The 21179-nt window shown below is 48.6% G+C and carries 16 protein-coding genes, 1 pseudogene and 1 riboswitch; of the genes and pseudogenes, 2 read left to right on the forward strand and 15 right to left on the reverse strand.

Annotated features, from left to right (window positions below):
* Window positions 1-220 (forward strand): annotated as a pseudogene (locus tag BUA56_RS18505) (group II intron reverse transcriptase/maturase); the annotation flags it as partial.
* A gap of 98 nt (window positions 221-318) precedes the next feature.
* On the opposite strand, the gene BUA56_RS18510 reads toward BUA56_RS18505, so the two are convergent.
* From BUA56_RS18510 to BUA56_RS18540, 7 genes are all read right to left on the reverse strand, one after another.
* A complete protein-coding gene (locus BUA56_RS18510) occupies window positions 319-5784 on the reverse strand; it encodes a hypothetical protein (protein ID WP_072854266.1) in 5466 nt (1821 codons plus the stop codon).
* A 46-nt stretch (window positions 5785-5830) separates the two neighbouring features.
* The gene (locus tag BUA56_RS18515) at window positions 5831-6571 is read right to left on the reverse strand and encodes a hypothetical protein (protein ID WP_072854267.1); all 741 of its coding nucleotides are present in this window, start codon (window positions 6569-6571) and stop codon (window positions 5831-5833) included.
* Between the two features lie 18 nt (window positions 6572-6589).
* Window positions 6590-7135, reverse strand: coding sequence for a hypothetical protein (locus BUA56_RS18520; RefSeq protein WP_072854268.1), 546 nt, complete (start codon window positions 7133-7135; stop codon window positions 6590-6592).
* A gap of 33 nt (window positions 7136-7168) precedes the next feature.
* Window positions 7169-8728 carry a carboxypeptidase-like regulatory domain-containing protein gene (locus BUA56_RS18525; protein WP_072854269.1) on the reverse strand — a complete coding sequence of 520 codons (1560 nt, stop codon included), beginning with the start codon at window positions 8726-8728 and terminating at the stop codon, window positions 7169-7171.
* A gap of 128 nt (window positions 8729-8856) precedes the next feature.
* Window positions 8857-9471, reverse strand: coding sequence for a hypothetical protein (locus tag BUA56_RS18530; protein WP_072854270.1), 615 nt, complete (start codon window positions 9469-9471; stop codon window positions 8857-8859).
* Window positions 9472-9647: 176 nt separating this feature from the next.
* The gene (locus BUA56_RS18535) at window positions 9648-10283 is read right to left on the reverse strand and encodes a signal peptidase I (RefSeq protein ID WP_341443518.1); all 636 of its coding nucleotides are present in this window, start codon (window positions 10281-10283) and stop codon (window positions 9648-9650) included.
* Between the two features lie 104 nt (window positions 10284-10387).
* Window positions 10388-10720: an HU family DNA-binding protein gene (locus BUA56_RS18540; RefSeq protein WP_084068111.1), complete on the reverse strand. Its 333-nt coding sequence runs from the start codon at window positions 10718-10720 to the stop codon at window positions 10388-10390.
* A gap of 100 nt (window positions 10721-10820) precedes the next feature.
* Window positions 10821-10913: riboswitch (cyclic di-GMP riboswitch) on the reverse strand.
* 316 nt (window positions 10914-11229) lie between these two features.
* Between BUA56_RS18540 and BUA56_RS18545 the strand changes: the two genes are divergently transcribed.
* Window positions 11230-12729, forward strand: a complete 1500-nt coding sequence (locus BUA56_RS18545) for a hypothetical protein (RefSeq protein WP_072854271.1) — start codon at window positions 11230-11232, stop codon at window positions 12727-12729.
* Here BUA56_RS18545 and BUA56_RS18550 read toward each other — a convergent pair.
* The 8 genes from BUA56_RS18550 to BUA56_RS18585 all read right to left on the reverse strand — a co-directional run bounded on the left by BUA56_RS18550 (window position 12726) and on the right by BUA56_RS18585 (window position 21035).
* Entirely contained in the window at window positions 12726-13319 is a 594-nt protein-coding gene (locus tag BUA56_RS18550) for a recombinase family protein (RefSeq protein WP_072854272.1), read from the reverse strand. The two genes, BUA56_RS18545 and BUA56_RS18550, sit on opposite strands and share 4 nt — an antisense overlap.
* A 112-nt stretch (window positions 13320-13431) precedes the next feature.
* Window positions 13432-14421: a sugar phosphate isomerase/epimerase family protein gene (locus BUA56_RS18555; protein ID WP_072854273.1), complete on the reverse strand. Its 990-nt coding sequence runs from the start codon at window positions 14419-14421 to the stop codon at window positions 13432-13434.
* A 20-nt stretch (window positions 14422-14441) separates the two neighbouring features.
* Window positions 14442-15479 carry a Gfo/Idh/MocA family protein gene (locus tag BUA56_RS18560; protein WP_072854274.1) on the reverse strand — a complete coding sequence of 346 codons (1038 nt, stop codon included), beginning with the start codon at window positions 15477-15479 and terminating at the stop codon, window positions 14442-14444.
* Between the two features lie 13 nt (window positions 15480-15492).
* Window positions 15493-16329 carry a sugar phosphate isomerase/epimerase family protein gene (locus BUA56_RS18565; RefSeq protein WP_072854275.1) on the reverse strand — a complete coding sequence of 279 codons (837 nt, stop codon included), beginning with the start codon at window positions 16327-16329 and terminating at the stop codon, window positions 15493-15495.
* Between the two features lie 17 nt (window positions 16330-16346).
* Entirely contained in the window at window positions 16347-17300 is a 954-nt protein-coding gene (locus tag BUA56_RS18570) for an ABC transporter permease (protein ID WP_072854276.1), read from the reverse strand.
* Window positions 17281-18780, reverse strand: a complete 1500-nt coding sequence (locus BUA56_RS18575) for a sugar ABC transporter ATP-binding protein (RefSeq protein WP_072854277.1) — start codon at window positions 18778-18780, stop codon at window positions 17281-17283. The genes BUA56_RS18570 and BUA56_RS18575 overlap by 20 nt, the downstream gene beginning before the upstream one ends.
* 9 nt (window positions 18781-18789) lie before the next feature.
* Complete coding sequence (locus BUA56_RS18580; RefSeq protein ID WP_072854278.1) at window positions 18790-19959, reverse strand: substrate-binding domain-containing protein; 1170 nt, start codon at window positions 19957-19959, stop codon at window positions 18790-18792.
* A gap of 47 nt (window positions 19960-20006) precedes the next feature.
* Window positions 20007-21035: an alcohol dehydrogenase catalytic domain-containing protein gene (locus tag BUA56_RS18585; protein WP_072854279.1), complete on the reverse strand. Its 1029-nt coding sequence runs from the start codon at window positions 21033-21035 to the stop codon at window positions 20007-20009.
* Window positions 21036-21179 lie beyond the last annotated feature (144 nt).

The raw sequence follows: 21179 nt of genomic DNA on the forward strand, positions 1-21179 counted from the left end.
CATATGGAAACAGTGGAAGTTACCCAAAACAAGGAAAAGAAACCTTATGAAACACGGAATACCCGAATATTTTGCACATCAGGCGGCAAACAGCCGCAGGAAATACTGGTATGTATCGGGAATGGGAGCGGTCAACAGAGCATTAACAAAAGAAAGATTGATAAACAGTGGCTTCTATGATTTAGCCACTGCCTATCAGTCTGTGCACGTCAACTATTGAAACCGCCGTGTACCGAACGGTACGCACGGTGGTGTGAGAGGACGGGAGTTAATCACTCCCTCCTACTCGATTTGGTTACTCACTTGTTTCCTTTTGGGCTATTCTACTATTATATTATAGGGTACAGACTGTTCCCCGAATCCAAACCACAGCCGGTAGGTTCCGGCAGCCGCCGATACCGGCACTGTAACATCAATTGTTTCTGTACCTGAGGTATTTGTGATAGATTGGCCCCCGCTGTACTGCCAATTCTCAGCCGGCTGATAGGCTCCGTTTTCTTTTTTCTGTACCGTCAGTGTAACTGCATGCTCCCCCTCACCAGTAACAGAATAGTCAGCGGCAAAGGTAAGCTGTGTCCCTGCTTTCACAATGCGGCTTTCACTCTCCAATGTAATCAGGAGCGCTTGCTCTGGGTTCTCCGTCACATTACAGCTGCAGGAAGCTGACCAGGTTTTTAATGCCTCGCCGGCACTTTGGCCTATGGGATAAATCTCTGCCTTAAAGGTAAGATTTCCGGCCGCAAGACCGGCTGAATTCAAAGTATTCATAACCAAATCATGAGATCCGGGTGTTCCCAGGGGCACATACACTTTTCCGCCGCTGGGATAATATTCCTCCCCCTGGTACTTAAATACCACACCCTCCGGAAGGCTTCCGTTCTCAGGATAGAATACTGCTGCCGCTCCGTCCATCAGGTTGGTGTCTGTATTCGGTGAAATATTCAGATGGAACGTATATTCTCCTCTGGAAAGCCCTCCGTCAGCGGACAGGCTTACCGCAGCTTCCTCATTGTACACAGTAAAGTCTGCGCCTGCAGAGTCTGCACTCGTATCACTCCGTAACCGCAGGCTGTAATCATCGTTAGAGACACCTTCCGCCTTACCAAAATCCATGATTACTGTCAGCACGGTATCTTTAGAAATGTTGCCTGCGAGCTTAGTGCTCTCCCACATCTGTGTAAACTGTGACAGGCTGACTTTATCGGCAGCTTCCTCCCCCGTTATCTGATAACTGTAAAAACGGCCGGCCAAAATTACTGTGAGCCTGGTTTCCGCATACAGCACAGCCGTTCCCGATTCTCCTCTCCGAAGTTCCAGCCACAGATTAGAGACATTCTCGTCACCGCTCAGTGTAAATGCCGCAGTAACCGCACTTTTCTGAGAAATTCTGGGTGTATTCTGTGCAGACATCTTATTATACTGTCTTCCAGGGACTGTCTTAACCTCAGATACAATAGAATCTTTCCAGTGGATTTTAAGTAAAACCTGAAACTCACCGCTGTTTTCGTCTGAAAACGTCAGGGTCACCTCATCCGATTCTGCTTTTGCTGGAAAGCCCGGCGCATTCTGCAGAGTAAACTCAATAGAAGCCTGGTAACGGCTGTCCGTGGTACCTACGGCTACAGGAGATGAAGTGAATGCCTTTAAGTCATATGCCTCTGTCAACAACCCTGCGGTATTCCATCCCTGTGATTTCACAGGCAGCATGGACACGGCAAAGTTATTCTTCTCCAGCTGCCCGTCACCTGTCACAAAAGAAGAGGGAGCAGTAACTTTTGTCAGCTTCAGATTCCGGCTGGCACCGGACGGAATGATCATCCTGCCGGTATAGCTGCCGCGCTGAGAAGCATATAGTTCCACCGTCTGATCTGCAAGAGCCTTCGCTTTTGTAACAATCTCCACATTCATATTCAGCACTGACCCATCATTTCGCATCAGCTCGATCACCACCGTACCCAGCGTCTTGCTGACTGCAATATCCTGATTTTTATATGTCAGAGTAAAATCTATGTAGGGTGTCCCCCCCGCTGTCACAGACGCTGTCTTCTGGCCGATGATGGAATTTTTCCCGTCCGCCGCGGCTGTTGCTCTGGAAATCACCTTGCCGGGTGCACCGTCCGCATCGGAAAATCCGCTTCCCATTTTCATAAACAGACCAAAGGCACTGTCACCTTGTATCTTTTGCTTTTCTTGTTCCAGAATTATCTCTTCTGTATTAGAAGAGTTCTCTGCTGCTGTCACCCAGCGGTCTGCCTCTGCTCCTTTTTTCGCCGCATCCGCCAGGACAAGATTTGTTTCTGTGGGAATCGTGATGCTTTGGATCATATAAGAAGAACCTGCCGCTGCCGGCGGGAGTTCTATGGTTCCCTCCGCCACAGAATATCCATCGCTTCCAAAGCCGCTGTCTCCCTCTGCCAGAGTTTGTGCTGTGAGCACCATATGGCGGGACGCCGCAGCAGACTCTTTTCCCTGTATCCTCCAGTAACGGTATTGAGTCCCTACATTCGTATACTCCAGTTCCTTTTCCTTATTCTCAGGATCCACAAAACCTCCGTCCGTCTTATGCTGTGAATCCGTCTTCACACGGGCATAGGCATAAGCATCCGCCTTATCATCTGCCAGCAAATAGGTATAACCGGATACTTCCCCGTAAATCTCTTCCCCGGATACTTCCTTTTCATTGGCGGAAGCAATACGGAAAACTGTACCAGTGTCAAAAACAACTGTGTTGGGACAAGTTTCCAGCTGACCCATTGCCACGCTATTCCCATCCTCATCCACGCTTTTGTAATTTGCTGTTTCATTCACCGCTGATTCTAACACCAGTGTACTGCCTCCCTGGAGTACCAGACTATTTCCAAGCGTTCCCAAACTGCTGCTATTCCCATGGTTTCCGATACGGTTCAGAGAATACAGGGCTGTCTGGTTGGAATTCGCCACATCAGACTGTCCAGTCAGCTTCACATGAGAATTCGTCAGAATTACCCGGTCTGCCCTCTGAATAGCAGCCAGTGTACGGGTGGTTCCCTTCACAATTCCTGTTTCATCTCTAACCGGACTGCCGTAGTTTTTCAGAGTCACCAGGCGGGTGGCTCCTGCGTCACAGGAAGCCCCGCTCCCGAACACTCCTCCCGCAATGACCATGTCAGAACCATTGCCGGATACCCCTGTATTATAGCCAGTTCCGTCAATATAGACATGGGAAGTGCCGTTAACTGTTATTGTAGTATAATCTACCGTGTCCCCTCCGCCGTAATCCCCGCCGGCATAGACAGAGCCTTCCACCGCCAAAGCCGCCGGGGACAGGCTGGGCTTCTCTTCCTGGTGGTTTGCATAGTAAGCACATTCGTTGGGTGCATCCGCACCGATATGCAGATGCGTAGATCCGTTGACAGTCCCCCGGTAGCCGCCCCCGAACACATTGCCGCTCACGGTGCCCCCGGCCAGATTCACAAAGATCAAATCTTTTAAATCTGCAGATGACTCACCATCCACAGGTTTCGGACCGTCATCGCTCAGTTCACTGCCTCCGTAAAGATTGCCGCGTATCCATCCTCCGGTCATATTCACCGTGGAGCCCCCGTATACCAAACGCTCTCCGGGCGTGCCCAGGGCGCCTCCGTACAGAGAGCCCTCCACAATGCCCCCGCCCAGTTGCACTTCGGTTTTTCCTTCATGTAAACCATTTTCCCCGCCGCCATAGACATTTCCTTTGACAGTGCCTCCGCCCATATATACAATACTTTTACCCTTAACGATACCATTTTCTCCGCCGCCGTAGACATTGTTTTCAATACTGCCGCCTTCTATCCTTATCTCCACGGAAGAATCTGCCTCCACCCGGGCGCAGCTTTCGTATCCGGGCTGTTTCAGCCCTTTTCCCCCGCCATAGACATTTCCTTTCACAATGCTGCTGTCTTGTACGGTTATGACAGCACTGCCGCTTAAAAATGCATTCTCTGTTCCATAATTCTGGTCCACATATCCCTCTCCGCTGGCATAAATACTGCCATTTATCACGGCATTGCCTCCAACAGTGATGTTGGCCGTTCCGGTCATACTGCCGAACATCCCCGGCGGAGTCTTTTCCGAGAATTTGATGTTCTCGTTCTCTGCTACACTGTTGTCCCCGCCTTTCCCAGCGGCAAAAATATTATTGATACTGCCGCCAGTCACGGATATGTTAACCTCAGACTTTTGATTATCTTTACTGAGCACATAAGCTGCAGAACCTGCCCCATAGATATTTCCTATCGAACCACCCGTCACATCAATCTTCATGCTGCCGCAATACGTTGGGATACTTACCGCTCTGCCGCTGCCCGCACCTAAAATGGTTGAAACGGTCCCGCCGGAAATAGTAATCGATGTATCCCCCTCATAAGGGGATAATATATTGCTGAATCCCTGATTTCCCCCAATTAAAGTGCCCACGTAGCCGCCTTCAACAGAAATCGCCACGTCAGCCCCGGTTACCGCGCCGCTGGCACTCCCTGCAACAACCGTTGACACATTGGCCGTTCCCCCCACCGTAATATCAGCTTTAAGGCCTGATGTATTAATACTGGAGTTATTTCTCACATACCCCACGATTCTTGTGGTTGTACCGCTGTAGACAGAAATTTTCCCTACCGAATTCCCTACCAATCCATGCTGCCCTGAACCGTATAAATAGAATCCCAGGGCGTAATCATCAGACTCTTTTGTGGCATTTACAACCTTCTTGCCTATGGTTATGTCATGTCCATTGCCATAGATATGATTTATATTTTTTATTATAATATTCTCAAAGCAAACCCCATCATACAAATATAACTGCAGCTCCGCCTTGTCCTGCCCCTTTTCGTATGGACCCTTCAATACGCAGTCGCCTGTGTTTCCTGCAATTGTGACAGGGATGGGATTCTCATTTAAAAAGTCCCTGCTCTGCAGTTCATAAGTCCCTATAATAATAATTTTATTGTCGTCCACTGTGCTGCCGGCCCCTGCCTCCTGCAGCCCTGCGGCAGCTTTCTCAATGGTTTGATAAGGGGCAGCTTCCGTCCCTGTCCCTGTCTCATCACTTCCTGTCTCCTGATTCACATACACTGTACCCGCTGCCTCTGCGGCATAAGTTTCCGATGCTTCAGAAACCGCGGCTGCCTCCTCAGATGCAGGAAGTTCAGGCTCCGTCATATCATCCGGCAGCGCCTCCACAGATTCACTCTTCATAGAATATCCGGCGGCCTGGGCTGCCTCAAAAAAGGAAAGATTATGCTCCGAAACATCCATAGTTCCGGATTGCCCCTCAGAAAAAATAGTCTCCGGATGCTCTATGGCCTGCTGCATAACGGTATCTGTCCCTGTGAATTCATTATGTATCTCCGTAAATGCAGGCGCGTCTTTCTGACTGCTGCCGGAAAATGCATAGTCTCCAAGACCGGATATACTTTCCGGAAGCCTCAGTACTCCCTTTAGGTTCCTCAGGCCGTAGCACAGATAAGAACCGATATAGGTAATTCCATCTTCTATCAGCAAAGTATGTATTTCCTCTGCATATGGCAGAAACGGGGCAGTCTCTGCACTGAAATCTGCAGTGTTTCCCTGCCCGCTGAGGGTCAGTATTCCGTCCTGGAGGACAGCTGACACATTTTCACCTACATCAACCGTCACAGGAGCACTGTCTTCTGCATAAGCCAGGATGGAATTCATATTAAGATAACTCAGTGCCAGACACAGTACCAGCAAAACTGCCAGGACACGGTACCATCTGTGCACACTAAATTTTTTCTGTTTTTTTTCCATGTCACTCCTCCTATGAACAGGGCAAAACCACAGCTTCTCTTTTCTGCTATGGTTCTGTTGTTAAGACAATCTGATCCGCAAAACTGCCCTTTTGGGTTAAATCTTGTGTGGTATCTGCTTTTAAAAGCACCAGGGAATAAATTCCCTTCCCCTGACTCTTATACATGTAACCGCTGCTTCCCATTTCTACTCTGTCATTGGCCTCTTCCGGTATAACCTGATTCGGAAGTGTCAGTGGGATCTCTTTTCTGTCATCCGTACAGGTTATGGTAAGTACTGCTGCTGCATTACCCGCAGCATCTTCTACTGTGTACTGATTCCCCAGGGCCAGTTTAAAAACCGCGGAGAGTGACTCTTCATATGGTGCGGCTGTTGCCGTAACTGATAGTTCCTTTGCATCAGGATCAGGAGAAACAGAAACAATAGCTTTCTCTTCTTTCCCTCCCGCCAGACTTCCGCTCCCAGAGACAGCTGTACCGCCAGTTACTTCCACACGGTATGTTATTGTCCCGGGCGTTACTCTCTTCGCATCCGCTGCATTTGAAAGTGTAACTGTAATCTCTTTTGTCTGGGGGTCCACATAATAACAGGCGTTCTCCTCTTTTTCTCTCAGGAGATCACTGGTAAAGTAAAAGTTATCTGCCTCAGCGGTTCCCTTCCCCTCCTGCCGGGTGATGTAACGTGCCACTGTAATTCCAACGAAGGAGAGCAAAACTGCAGCCGTGAGAATAACCAGGGCCGGAAGCCAGCGGCGTTTGTCCTTATCCCCTATATGTAAAAATTTCATACCTGTGCCTCCTGTCCATTAGTTCGTCTTAGGTTTTACCTGCTTTGCATCTACCGTCAGAGTGATCCGATCAAATTCATCCGCATAGCTGCCGTCCGCCTGGGCTGCCGGCCAGCTTACGGTCAATGTATAAGTGTGAACAGCCGCAGCACCGTGAGGCAGCCTTCCCCCGGTCCACACATAAGATAAGTCTTGAACTGACGGAGGAGATTCCACGCTTTTTCCATTGCTGACGGCTTCCTTTTCTGCCAGTTCATAGGTCAAAGGCAGGTTTCCTGTGGAAGTAACGGTAACTGAATATTCCTGTGCTACTTCGCTCACCGAAGCGTCTTTTTGGTTTGTGACGGAAAACAAAATCTCTCTCTTCTCCCCTGGCACCATTTCCTTCAGTGCGCTGCTCAGGTCAATGGAACTGTTGAGTGCCACATCGGCAGTACTGGCAGCAGCCGCACCGGCAACTTCCGTCCGGTAGCGGGCATAAGTGATTCCCAGCACTGCAGTACAGACCAGTATAAAACAGAAAAGATAACAGATTATCCGCTTTTTTGTCAGATACTTCTTCATTTGGCCCCCTTCTTTCTTTTATGATATATTCCCTCAGTCTTTTCCCTCCGCATGAATATTGAGCAGCAGAACATAGGCACTGCCCCGGCTGCCCGCTGCAGTATCTGACTCATCATTGCCGCTCTCAAAGGGCCACTCCCAGTCCAATTGATAGACGGCTTGGGCACCGGCCGCAAGTACTGTCTCCAGAGCCGCTCCTTCTCCCGAAGTTCCCAGAGAGACGGAAGTTCCTCCCTTTTGTCCCTGAGGATGCAGAGTAAATTTTAGGGGAAGGTGAGGACTGCCGGAGCTTTCCGCAATATTCAGAGTAACCGTAAGCTTCTCCTTCCTTGTATTTTTCAGGCGGAAGACATAATAGCCGCTGGAGCCTGGTGCTATCTTTTCAATCTCACCTGTCTCATGGTTATAAAAAAGATTGATAGAAGCATTCTGCTCCCACTCTTTAAAACTGCCGTCCTTATCCTGCCTGGAGGTCTGAAGTTTCCCTTGGTCGGTAACTACAGTTGTACTGCTGTTTCCCCCTCCCGGATTATTGGTATTTGACGAATCCGAAGTTCCGGGCTGTGTGCCGGTATTTCTGTCCGGGGAGTCAGACGTTCCAGACTGGCTGGGTGTTGTCACCTGTCCGTTTCCGGATACCGGAGAGGTATCTGCAGTACCTGGAGTCTGGGGTTTCACCTGACCTTGAGGACTGCCCCCAATGGGCACTGCCGTCTCATCTTTTATGAGTACACCGGTATTTCCCGGAGTTATATTTGACCCATCCGGAGTTGTGATTCTGCCGCCCGGCTCAATCACTGTGCCGTCGGGGAGGTTTATCGTTCCGTCAGAAGAAACCGTGATATCCCCTGCGGTAGTATCCCGATTGATCAGTACCGTATCATCTGTCTGTATGATATAGGTCGTGTCATCCTTGGATCCTCCCGGAAACACAATGCTGCCGTCCGGCAGACATACGTTCCCCCTGGGAGTCACAATCACACCGTCTTTTACAGAGGCACTCCCTGCAGGCGTAACCACCCTGCCATCCCGTGTGGCATAAGAAATATTCTCAGAGTTAATATAAATATCCTCTCCATCCAGCTCAATTAGAATCTCCAGCATACGGATATCCAGAGAAAGCTGAATCACATATGCTCCGTTATCCTGAAGTTCAATGGATGCCTCCCCGGCATCGCTGTACTGAATTTGCAGCTCCCGCTGTGCCGCTGCTGTCCCATCCGGGTTAAGGACAAATATGGTATGATTTCCTTCTGTTATATTGGGAAAGAGAAAACTCCCGTCAGACCCTGACACTGTGGCAACGGGATCGCTGTGAAGTTCCAAATTGCGCCCGGAAACAGGGGTTCCATCGGAATACAGCACCTGACCGGAAAGATGAAAGACGGTCTGAGAAGAAGGCTCCTCCGGCGTCAGAAGAATGGTATCTATAATCTGTCCCAGGGAAGCCGGGCCTGCATTCCGTCCCAGTATAAAACCTACCACGCAGGAAGTAATAAGTGCGATAAAAAGCAGCAGAAAAAGAGCCGGCATCCAACGCCGTCTATTCTGTCCCCTGTCTTTATTTATAAGTAAGCTGTCCTGTTGTTCCATATTCTTTCCTCCTTATGAGAAAGGTCGGTATTTCAGCCCTTGGCAAAACATACGGCTGCCCGTATCCTTTGCCGGGGGCTGAAAGCCCCCGGTACTGCCGCCCCGGCACAGAGAGACGGGGAGAAAGGTTAAGGAGTTACAGTTGCTGTGGGTTCAGCCTGTGTACCCGTTGCAGTAATGTTCAGGGTCCAGTCTTTATCTGCATAAGTGTTATCATTGCTGTCTTTGGTGTCATCTTCTCCAAAAGCCCATGTCCATTTAACAGTTATGGTTTTCTTCATAGCTGTATCGCCGTCTGCATAATCAATAGTACCTGTTAATTCATTATTAAGTGTATAAGAGTCTGGGGTACCACTAGTATCATTATCAGTAGTAAAAGTCAAATCACTAGGAAGTATTGTTCCATCGGCTGCCGCAATCTTTAATTTATAGTCCACACCAACCTCACTACCGCTGCCATCAATTACAATATCAAAGCTTCCAGACGTACCGGGAGCAATCACACCCTCCATAATATCCTCTGCAGCGTAAGCAGTTCTGTTTGCCGTACTTCCCAGATCAATCTCCGTCATAGTAGTCTTTTCATCGTTAACTTTGAAACTCCAGGCTGCCACAGTAGCTTTTGCATTTCCGGTAACCTCCGTAACATATTTGGCCATGGTACCGCCCGTCAGGCAAGTAGTGACAAGTGTCAGCGCCAGTGCCAGGACGCCGAGACGTGATGCTTGAGATTTTCTTTTCATAACGTTATCCTCTCTTTCTGTCTTTGTAAGGGAACCCTGTCAGCTAAAAATCATTTGGCCCAGACACGGCTCCCGTGTGCCTGCGGCACTTTATCCCAGGCACACTTTCGCACCCGGTTCTGTATTGCCCTATCCCCTGCGCTGTGCCCGCAGGCTTAAGGCCAATGCATACAATATTAAGTTTCTATATCCGGCTTCTCTTTCTCTGTCTCTTTCCCGGCCCTGAGTGCGTTCAGCTCCGCCTCCAGTTCCTTGGTACGGGCATTCTCAGCCTTATCCAGCCGCCGCCGGTGCCAGATATCCCAGAGGAAGAAAAGCAGCAGCGGGCAGACAATAAAAAGAATCATGCCAGTGGTTGACTGCATAAACAGGATAAAATTACCCAATCCCCCGATACGTCCGCCTTTCCAGATCCCCTGGACCTGATCGGCAGTGACAGGCAGCTGATCCTCCGCATTATTGGCATCGCCCCGGGTTATAAACTGAAGTCTTCCGTCTTCTCCGGTGGTTATATCAGCAATCCGGTGGGTAATCGCCTTTCCCGAGGAAAGATAACAAATCACGTCATCCTTCTGCAATTTATTCGGGTCTGTTTCCCGTATAAATATCAAATCTCCTGCCTGTATGGTGGGTTCCATGGATCCGGACAGTACCACGGCGGGCTTAACGCCAAATACACCAGGTATTTCTTCCGGATTGGTATAACTGCTGACAATTAAAATTAGATTAATGATAATAACAGGTATAAAAATAATACACATTATAATACCGACCACACTGGACAGTGACGGATTTTTCCTTTTGTTTTTCAAAGATATCCCTCTTTTCCATATTTTTTAAGCAAAACAGCAAAATTCCCGTTATCCCTACAAGCAGTCTCCGCTTCTATGTCAAGAGGAGACGTCGGAACGGCCGTCTATACCGATTTTTTACCTTTGGTTGAGTATCCGCTGTCTCCGGCCATACGTTGTAAAGCCCCCAGACAGAGCGAACTCTCCAGTCTTTTTCCTGGTTTGAACTGCACAAAGCAATGCATCTTTTTAGGATTCCGGGGTGAATTGGGGTTTCTCGCCGGATTGTCATTCACTTTTGGAATGAAACGGCCTAATTCCGGCAGACATTCCATAGTCTCCCCCTGTCCCAGAACCTCAGTAAAAACTTCCACAAATGCCGTGTAAAACTGCTCTGTCTCGGCCAGGCTGTACCCTGAGCGCTCAGCAACTCTAAGTAGTATACTTTCTTTTTTCATATGGATAGCTTCCTTTCCTGTTTTCGTAAAGGGGATAACATCAGGTAAACCGAAAATCGATAAAAAAAAGAGCCTGCTCTGCAAAGCTGCTCTTACGTATTCAAACAACTGGCTGGCTTTCTTTCACTTACGGAAAAGAGAAACCCCTATAGCTTTGCGACACTGCCTTTCGACAGCTGTGCCAAATATGTACTTGTAATTTATGGTACACTTTTTATATCAATATAATGTCAAGAAGATTGACACATTTTGACCGTCCTTGTGGGCGGTTTTTTGCTTTTTTCAAGTATACTTCTTATGTCACTAAAGGTGTACCTTTTGTTTCAAAGATAAGATACAGAATAGCCCAAACGACACGCTCTGTATCTGTGACTTTAGAATACTTCTTTTCTCTGAAAAGAACAAGTCTTGCTCATGTTTTGGCAATGCCATTTTTATGTCACCAACCGTGACAGTTTATATTGCAAACATCCGTATCTTTTTGTATACTGATGAAAAGGAGAGATTCTATGCAGTTTTACGAAAAACTAATTTTTTTATTAAATCTAACGCAGGTTACAAACCGCACACTTGCCAGAGAGCTCAAAGTGGATCCCTCTCTCATCAGCAGACTCCGTACAGGCGCCAGGGGAGTTCCCAAAAACAAAGAGCATATAAAGGCTATGTCCTCTTTTTTTGCAAAGCGCTGTACTACGCAGTATCAAAAGCAGGCTCTCTCGGGGATGCTGGGAATCAAACAGGCTCTGACAATGAAAAAAGAATTGCTCACAGAGGTTCTTTACTATTGGTTATGCGGTGAAACAGATGAGGTAGGACGTTTTATAAGAACCTTTGAAACTCTGTCCATTGAGGATGGAGAAGCAGCCCCCATGCCAGAGACTGCTACCGCGAGGGCGGAAAGCAGGGCCTTTTATGGAAATGACGGAAAACGTGCCGCTGCACGTGCCGTATATCAGCATCTGCTCACTCTGAAAAAGCCTTATACCATTTACCTCTTTTCAGATGAAGATGACAGCTGGATTTCTGAAGATTTTGAATTTTCCGGCAGCCTGCAGAAATGGGGCCTTACGCTCTGTCACCGGGGATTCCGGTTTTGTCAGATAGCACCGCCCGCCTCTCAGGTTAATATGGCCTTTGATTCTCTTATTCGATGGCTGCCCATTTACCTGACAAGAAAAGTAACTACCTATGTTTATCCAAGGCTCCGAGACAACGTCCACCGCTGCACGCTCCTCGTAGTGCCGGGGGAAATTGCCATGACCTCTGCATCCATAGCCCATCAGCAGTCGGGCGGCGCAACTCTAATTACCACGGACAAAAGACTGACGCATACACACGCATCCCGATTTCAGGATTACCTGTCTCTCTGCCGTCCTATGCAGAACATATATACCACCTCTGAGAAGCTGATGCAGTGCTTTTCCCGCTTCTTGTCCCTTGGCGCCGCTCGTATTCAAAAGGTGAGTTCTCTGTCGGCAGAGACAGCACCGCCGGAATTAATGGCTTACTGCATTGACCATATCGAGCAGCCGAATCTGAAAAAATTAGGCTCTATGTATCTTCAGGAGTTCCATCTGATCGAGGAGAATTGGAAGAAGCATGATTTTATTGATATCGCCTGTCTTGCCAGCGCAGAAGATGTCCGAAATGGGAAGGTTCCCATTATCCTGTCCTATGGGGAAGGCCCTCCTCTTTACTACACACCGGAAATTTATGTCATGCATCTCAGGAACATTCTCCGCATTTTAGAGAATTTTGAGAATTACCACTTTATACCCATAGATCCAAGAGTTGAAAAAGAGGGCACTCTTATGGTAAAAGATGGACAGCTGGCCCTCCTGGTCCGAACCTCACAGCCTTTGACCGTTTTTGAAATCTCACAGCCGGAGATCGTACAGCTCTGTCAGGAGCATTTGCTTAAAATTGCAGATCGCGCCGGCTATACCGGGGTGTTCAGGGCAAAGGTTAAGTCCCAGATCAAGGAGAGGATCCGGGAACTTCTGGCTTAACGCTGTCTGACCCACCGAAGAAACGTAGTGGATGAGATTCCCAGCTGCCCGGCCGCCTGCCGGGAAGTGATTTCCCCTGCCTGATACAACTTTTTCGCAGAGGAAAAGCCGGCCGGTGTTTTCATCGGCGGCCGGCCCATATGCACTCCCCGGGCTTTTGCGGCGGCAATCCCTTCTGCCTGCCGCTGCCGGATATTTTCTCTTTCTGTCTGAGCCACGTAACTTAAAAGCTGCAGCACAATGTCAGCAATCAGAACTCCCGTCAGATCCCGCCCCTGTCTGGTATCCAAAAGGGGCATATCCAGCACCACAATGGCAGCATGCTTCACCTTTGTAATGGTGCGCCACTGTTCTAAAATCTCATCATAATTTCTTCCCAGACGGTCAATGCTCTTTATAACCAGAACATCTCCTGTTTTTATCCTTCTCATTAACCGCTTATAGTTCGGCCGCTCAAAATCCTTCCCCGACTGCTTATCCATATAAATAGCAGAATCCGGCACTCCAAATTCTCTCATGGCAATCATCTGACGTTCTTCATTCTGCTCCTTTGTGGATACACGGACATACCCATAGGTTTTGCTCTGCATAACTTATCCTCCTGCAATTAATTATTTTACATTTAATTGTAAAGGATAAAACATTCCCCGGCTGATGGTAAATTTTTCCATTCAGCCGGGGAATATAATCTGCGTACCTTTTCTATTCCTGCTTCAGCGCCGCGTCAAACGCAATCTCAGAGGGCGAAAAATTCATCTTTTGTATGTATTGAAATGACTCCCTGGCGCCCTTTTCTCTTTCCATTCCGGAGTCCTCCCATTCTACGGAAAGGGGCCCCTCATATCCCATCTGGTTTAATTCCCGTATAATCCCGTCAAAGTCCACATTCCCATGTCCGACAGACACAAAGTTCCACCCTCTTCTGGTATCTCCGAATTCAAGGTGGGATCCCAGAATGCCGGCTCTGTCGTTCCTGTTCATCTTCACATCTTTTATGTGGACATGATAGATTCTCTCTCTGAAGTCTCTGAGGAATGTCAGCTCATTTACTCCCTGCCATACCAGATGGCTGGGATCATAATTAATCCCCAATGCCGGGCGATACCGGAATCTCTTCAGCAGTTCTTCTGTGGTATAGTAATCAAAGGCAATTTCCGTGGGATGTACTTCTAAAGCAAACCTAATCCCGTACTCGTCAAACACATCAAAGATAGGATTCCACAGCTCACACAGCTCCTCGTATCCCTGTTCTATCATTTTTCCGGTAGTCTGGGGATAGGAATACCACCAGGGCCACAGGGGAGATCCTGTAAATCCCGTGATAACCTTTACTCCCATTTTGGATGCCGCAATCACCGTCCGCTTCATTTCCTCCACTGCCCATTCCCGAATCTTCTCCGGCTGGCCGCGGAGTTCTCCCGGCGCAAAATTATCCAGCCTGGGATCCCATCTGTCCCCCACGCATTGACCTGTCAAATGCGCAGAGACAGCATAACAGTTCAAGTGATATTTCTCCAGGGTTTCCTTCACCCGGGGAATATAGTCTTCCGTCTCCAGTGCCTCCGTCACATTAAAATGTGCATGGGAAGCCAGTTCCAGGCCCTCGTATCCAATGGCAGAGGCCATACGGCACAAGGATTCCAAGTCCATATCTCCAAATTGCCCGGATGCTAATGTTATTGGTCTTTTCATTTTCCCTAATACCTCCTAAACTAATGGGGCGCTGTTTTGACTGCCTTTCCGGTTTCTGCGGATTCTAAGGCTGCAAATACTGCCCGCATCGCTGACAGGGCTTCCTCCCCGGATATTTCCGGCTCCCGCCCCTCGGTCAGACAGCTAATCCATGCGTCTATAATTCCGGATTTTGTCTGCGACGAGTTGGTCTGTATCTGATCTGCCTGGTAATACACCCGGCTTGCATCTTTCTTTTCAATTATGATGGAGTATTTCGGATCTTCATATATGTGCATGACACCCTCTGTCCCGTAAAGAACTGTCCAATTCTCTTCCTCCCCATAATTTGTCCAGCTGGCAGTCATGGTTCCCACGATTCCATTGTCCATTTTATAGATACAGACGGAGTTATCATCCACCCCGATTTTCTTCCCGGATGCGTCTTTTTTATCCAAGGTTGCCGTTACGGCCATAACTTCCTCTACCCTGTGTCCGGTCAAATACTGGATCAAATCGGTTTTATGAATCCCCAAATCGGCCATCGCCCCGAAGGCAGCCATCTTTTTGTCAAAAAACCATATACTTTTGCTGTCGATGGCCCAAGTCTCAGGTCCGCTGTGGCCGAAGGCAGTGCGGAAGGTTAGTATACTGCCGATTTCTCCCTTTACAAGAAGCTCCTTTGCCTTAGCATGCGCTTTTGTCAGCCGCTGATTGTGTCCTACCATAAGATATTTTCCGGTTTCCTTTGCCGTCTCTACCATACGCTCGCACTCTTCTAAGGTAATTGCCATAGGCTTTTCGCAGAGTACATGCTTGCCTGCCTTCAGCGCTGCCACCGTAATCTCACAGTGAGCCGCATTTGCAGCGCATACACTCACCGCATCTATATCAGGGTCCGCCAGAAGCTCGCTATATGAGTCATAAGCCCTGGCCCCATATCTGGCAGCCACTTCCTCCGCTCTTTCCCGGCATAAGTCAAAGACTGCTGCAATCTGGGCATCTTTATTCTCAGCATATTCAGGAAGATGACGCACCTGCGCAATCTTACCGCATCCAATCACTCCAACCTTAATCATAATTCCCCTCCCGCTACAGCGCTTCTTCAATTTTTTTCAAATATTCCAGAGACTGCCGGGCCACCACATCGGGGTGACAATCCCTGGTGGGAAATCCATTTTCCATAGTCACATAACCGTCATAGTGAATTTCCTTTAAAGCGCGCATAATATCTACAAAATCACATCCCCCGGTACCCGGTGCTTTTCTGTCATAATCCGCCATATGGATATGTTTCAGGTTTTCTCCCATCAGATACACATAATCGGAAGGCACTTCATTTCTATACAGTGCGTGGGTAGTATCAAACATCAGCTTTACGTTCTCTTTCCCTACATCCTCCATCATGTTTATGGCGTCCTCGCAGGACTCTACCAGATTGCTGTCAGCCGCCGTGGGTTCCAGCATCAGGACAACACCGCTCTTAGCTGCATAGTCCGCCACATTTGAGATTCCTTCCACAGCCCATTTCCAGGCATCCCTGGACTTTGTGCCATAGATATACCATCCGCAGACACATAAAAGTCTTTTGCAGTCACCGATCTCCAGGCCCAGGTCAATACAGTCCTTCCAGTACTGTACGGTCCACGCCCTCTCCTGTTCGCAGGCAGAGGCAATATTTCCCCCGGGACCGCCACCCGGCGCAGGGAGTACCGAGGCCACCGCGATCTGGTTATCCTCAAGATTTCTGCGCATGTCTCTTCTTCTTTCCTTATCCGTATAGTAAGGCCAGGCCTGCGGCTGTGCACATCCGATCTCCACGCCGTCATACCCAATCCTCGCCAGCCTTTCTATGGTCTCCTCAAAAGAATAGGAAGGCACCCAGCAGGGAAAATGACTGTAAGCCCATGTGTTAAATGCATATTTCATATTGATTAAACTCCTTTCTATGTACGTTCTTTAGTATTGAAGGTGCTCAGAGCTACCGCCAGCAGAATAATAATTCCCCTGACAATCTGCTGCTGGCTGGTATCCAGACCGCCGATGATGAGCCCATTATTGATAACTCCAAGAAGCAGGGAGCCCACCACCGCACCGATAATATTGCCGCTTCCTCCGGCCATGGAAGTACCTCCCAGCACTACCGCAGCAATCACGTTCATTTCGTCTCCTTCACCGTACGTATACCGGGCGGTCTGCATTCTGGCCGAGTATATAATCCCGGCAAAAGCGGAGGCAAATCCCATGACGGCAAATACCATAATCTTAATTCTTGTAATGTTGATGCCCGAATAAAATGCTGACGTCTGGTTTCCGCCTATAGCCAGAACCTTTTTTCCATAGGGAAGATATCTGAGCGCAACATGTCCGATGAGAAGGGCAATAAGAGTCCAGAGAAGCACAATCGGAACTCCGGCAATGGTTCCCATACCGAATACATTGTTAAAAGTGGTATTGCGGATGGTAATGGCCTTTGTAGCCGTCATCCACATAGCAGATCCCCTGATAATGCTCATCATGCCCAGCGTCGCCAGAAAGGCCGGAATCTTCAGATAAGTCACCAGCAGTCCGTTGATCATCCCCACCAGCGTTCCCACTAAAAGGGCGCAGAACAGAGCCAGGGCAATACTGTCTGTCTTCTCCAGCAGCCACGCAGATATTAACGCGGACAGGGCCACTACTGCGCCGATAGATAAATCAATCTGTCCGCTGGCTATGATAAAAGTCATAGCCACGGCCATCACAGACACCATAGCTGTCTGTCTGGTAATATTCAGCAGATTTGACCTTGAAAAAAAGCTTGGTCCTAACCATACGGCGAAAAAAATCAGCACCACAATAAATATGATGTATACCATATATTGGTATAAGTCTATTTTCTTAATTGTTTTGGATCGCACGCTGCAATACCTCCTCTGTGTCTATTTCTCTGTGAGTAAGTTCTCCGGTTTTTACGCCGTCATGCAGTACGACAACCCGGTCGCAGACCGCCATCATCTCCGACAGTTCCGATGAGACAAAGATAACGCTGTTTCCTTCCCTGATAAATTGCCGTATAATTTCAATTATCTCACTCTTTGCATGGATATCAACTCCGGCCGTGGGCTCGTCCAGCATCAGCAGCTTTGGACGCGTGTTCAGCCATTTGGCAATTACCACCTTCTGCTGATTGCCGCCTGACAGATGAAACAGTCTCGTAGTCACGCTGTCTGCTTTTATTTTCAAATCCTGAACAGCCTTTTCACTGACTGCATTCATTTTATCTGTCCGAATCAGTCCGGAGCTCTTTACACCGTTAAAATCTGTAACTATCATATTTTCCCTGAGAGAGTGCATCAGCACCAGGCCTTCCCGGCGCCTGTCCTCAGGCACCAGGGCTACCCGGCCGTTGACCGCCTGCCTTACATTTTTAAAGTTCACTTCTCTGCCGTCCAGGAAAATCCTGCCTCCGGTTTTCTTACGGATGCCGAAGATACATTCCATTACCTCAGTTCTTCCGCTTCCCATCAGACCGGCAAGTCCCACTACTTCCCCCGCTTTCACCTGAAAGGAAACCTCCTTTACAGACTTCCCCACGGAGAGATTTTCCACCTGCAGCATCACCTTTTCTCCCACCGGAGTTTCCCGCTCCTTCCATACCATGGCCTGCTCATTTTTCTTACCGCCCAGCATGCATTCAATCAGAGACTCCAGTGTATACTCTGAGACAGGCTTGCTGGCAGCCATCTTTCCTCCGCAGAGTACGGAGATGCAGTCAGCAATCCGAAAAATCTCATTCATACGGTGGGATATGTAGATAATGGAAATCCCTTTTTTCTTCAGCCCGTCAATAATTTGAAATAAAATCTCGGTCTCTTTGTCGGAGAGTGAAGCTGTAGGCTCATCCATAACCAGGACTGAGGTATTGCTGGACAACGCCTTTGCTATCTCTATGAGCTGGCAGCAGCCCACGCTGAGGTTCTGAATCTTTTCTTCCACGTCAATGTCAATGCCCAGACTAAGGAGCAGCTTGCGGGCTTTTTCATTCATGGCCTTTATATCCAGAAACCTGCCTTTTTTTATCTCTTTATTTAAAAATATATTCTCGCTGACGGATAAAGTCGGAATAAGACTCAGCTCCTGGAAAATCAGACTGATCCCCTGCTTTTTCGCATCATTGTAGTTCCGGATCACCGTTTCTCTGCCGTTCACTCTGCAGACTCCCGCATCTTTTACATATACGCCCGTCAGTATCTTCATAAGGGTAGACTTGCCGGCACCATTTCCCCCTACCAGGGCATGAATGCTGCCTCTTTCCAGCCGAAAATCCACATCCTGAAGTACAGGGACTCCCCCAAAAGCTTTCCGTATTCCTTCCAGTTCCAATACATAATCAGCCATAGCGCACCTCTATTTTGTAAGGTCCTGCAGCCAGTCAGGAGCCTCAATCCCATAGCTTGTCTTATAGGCATCCAGAAGATTACTCTTTACTACAGGCAGCGCAGGAGGTGTCACAAAGGTAGAGGGCATCTCTTTCCCCAGCAGTGCATAGGCTGCTACAAGCGCTTCCGCCTGGCCCTGTTCGGGAGAACGGGGGGCTCCTGAACCCCGGATCATACCGTCTGTGGCAATACTCTTCGCTGCGGTGTCACCCAGATCGCAGCAGGTGATAATCAGGTCATCTCTTCCCACGGACTGGGCGGAGGCAATGGCTCCCTCGGCCGGTATATCCCAGGATGCGTAAATGCCGTCAATATCCGGATATTTTGCGAGAATAGCATCTGCGACTGTACCGGTATCGTTAGGGTCGGTAAACCCGGATTCCATTACAATTTCAATATCCGGATATGAATTCTCTATCGTCTCCCGGAATCCCCGGTCACGTTCATTGGTCACCGGATATACCAGATCGTAAAACATCATGCCAACCTGGCCTTTATATCCAATCTCCTTGGCCAGGATATCTGCGCAGGCCTTTCCGTTGCCGTAGCTGTCGGAGCTGGCGCAGCCCGCATAATCCGTGCCTGCCTTATAGCCCGTGGCGACATTTTCCATGAACACTAATTTTGTATCCGTTCCTTTTACATTGGCATCCAAGGCCGATGCGCACGCGTCCGCATCATAGGGCATAACAAAAAGAACATCCGGCTTTAGCGCCATAGTACTTTCGATCTGAGAGGTCTGGGTTGCTGCGTCAAAATTCGCGTCTGTCACAGAAACCGTCTCAATTCCCCAGTCCTCCAGCATTTTCTTTGCGTTTGCCAATTTCGTCTGGTTGCAGGTATCGCTCTGTGTATGATAGCAGAAAGCCGCCTTATATTTCCCATCCTTCAGTTTCTGAATATCCTCGTCTGTAAGGGTAAATGCAGAGGGCGCCGCCGCCTGGATTCCCTCGGTGCTCACACTCAGAGCTTCGGTAGGATTCAGGTCCAGCTCCGGGTAGGTCTTATCCGACGTTTCCTCCTTTGCTGTCTTTTCACTCCCGGACGTTTCAGAGGACGTTTCATTTCCCCCGCACCCTGCCAGCAGACTGGCTGCCACTACTGTGCTTAAAAGTACACTTGCCAATTTTCTCTTCATAAAATACCTCCTGTGTTTTCGTTCCTGTTTCGTTACTACTGTTCTATCTATTCCCACACAAAGACAACCTTCTGGGTTTTTCCCGAGTCAAACAACGGGAAAGCCTTCTCTGCCTCTGCGATGGAAAACGTGTGACTGGATATCTTCTTCATATCAATCTCGTGATTCACAATGAAATCCGATATCTCCTCCCAGTCTCCCCGGTTAAAATACCAACACCCCTTCAGTTCCGCCAGTGTCCGGACAAACTGATTGCTCGGGTCAATGACTGCCCGGTTAGACTCTGCGATGAGCGCCACCTGGCCTTTTGTCCTTATAGAATTCAGGGCCGAATTCAGGGGAATATCTCCTCCCGCAGTCACTATAGCAGCATCCGCACCCCGGCCTTGTGTCAGTTCTCTGACTCTCGCCGGACCATCTGTGCTGCAGGGATTTATTATGTAATCTGCCCCCAGATCCAGAGCTGTCTGCAGTCGTTCTTCATCTGTATCAACAGCAATCACTCTTGCGCCGAAGCCTTTTGCCATAAGGATTCCTCCGCTTCCCATAGGGCCGCATCCGATGATCACTACCGTTTTTGTCCCGTTTAGCTCAATCTTTTTGCACGCTGTGTACAGAGTGCCGCCCACATCCGTAGCCAGAGCCCCTGTAATAAAATCCATTCCTTCCGGAAGCAGCAGACAATTCTCTTCCGGAATCGTCATATAATCTGCATGTGCACCGTTGACGGCAAATCCAATACACCGAAACTCGGGACACAGCATGATATCCCCGCGCAGGCAGTCCGGACAAGTCCCGCATCCCAGTCCAAGGTAAATCGCCACCCGATCGCCTTTTTTTACTTTCGTTACGCCCTCTCCCAGCTCCTCTACTATCCCGCAGGGTTCGTGTCCCGGGGTAATATTCGCTTCTTTGTCATCCTCATCAAACAAAGCCACCCCATGATATCTGTGCAAATCGCTTCTGCACAGGGCTGACGCCTTCATTCGAATCAACACCTCTCCCTTTTTCGGTACGGGAATGGGCTCCTCCACAACTTTTATGGTTTCTTTACACGGTAATTTTGCAGCTAACATGAAAACCTTCCTTCCACATTTTAGTTAAATACATAATAGTTTCTTTTTTTCTTTGATTGTACAATCATTTTTACTAATTTTTTGTTTGTTTTTTCTTAAATACAGGTAAATTATAGCATGCGCCCCCTGTGGGGTCAACGTATT

The organism is Lactonifactor longoviformis DSM 17459, from assembly GCF_900129135.1.
Taxonomy (GTDB): Bacteria; Bacillota; Clostridia; order Lachnospirales; family Lachnospiraceae; genus Lactonifactor; species Lactonifactor longoviformis.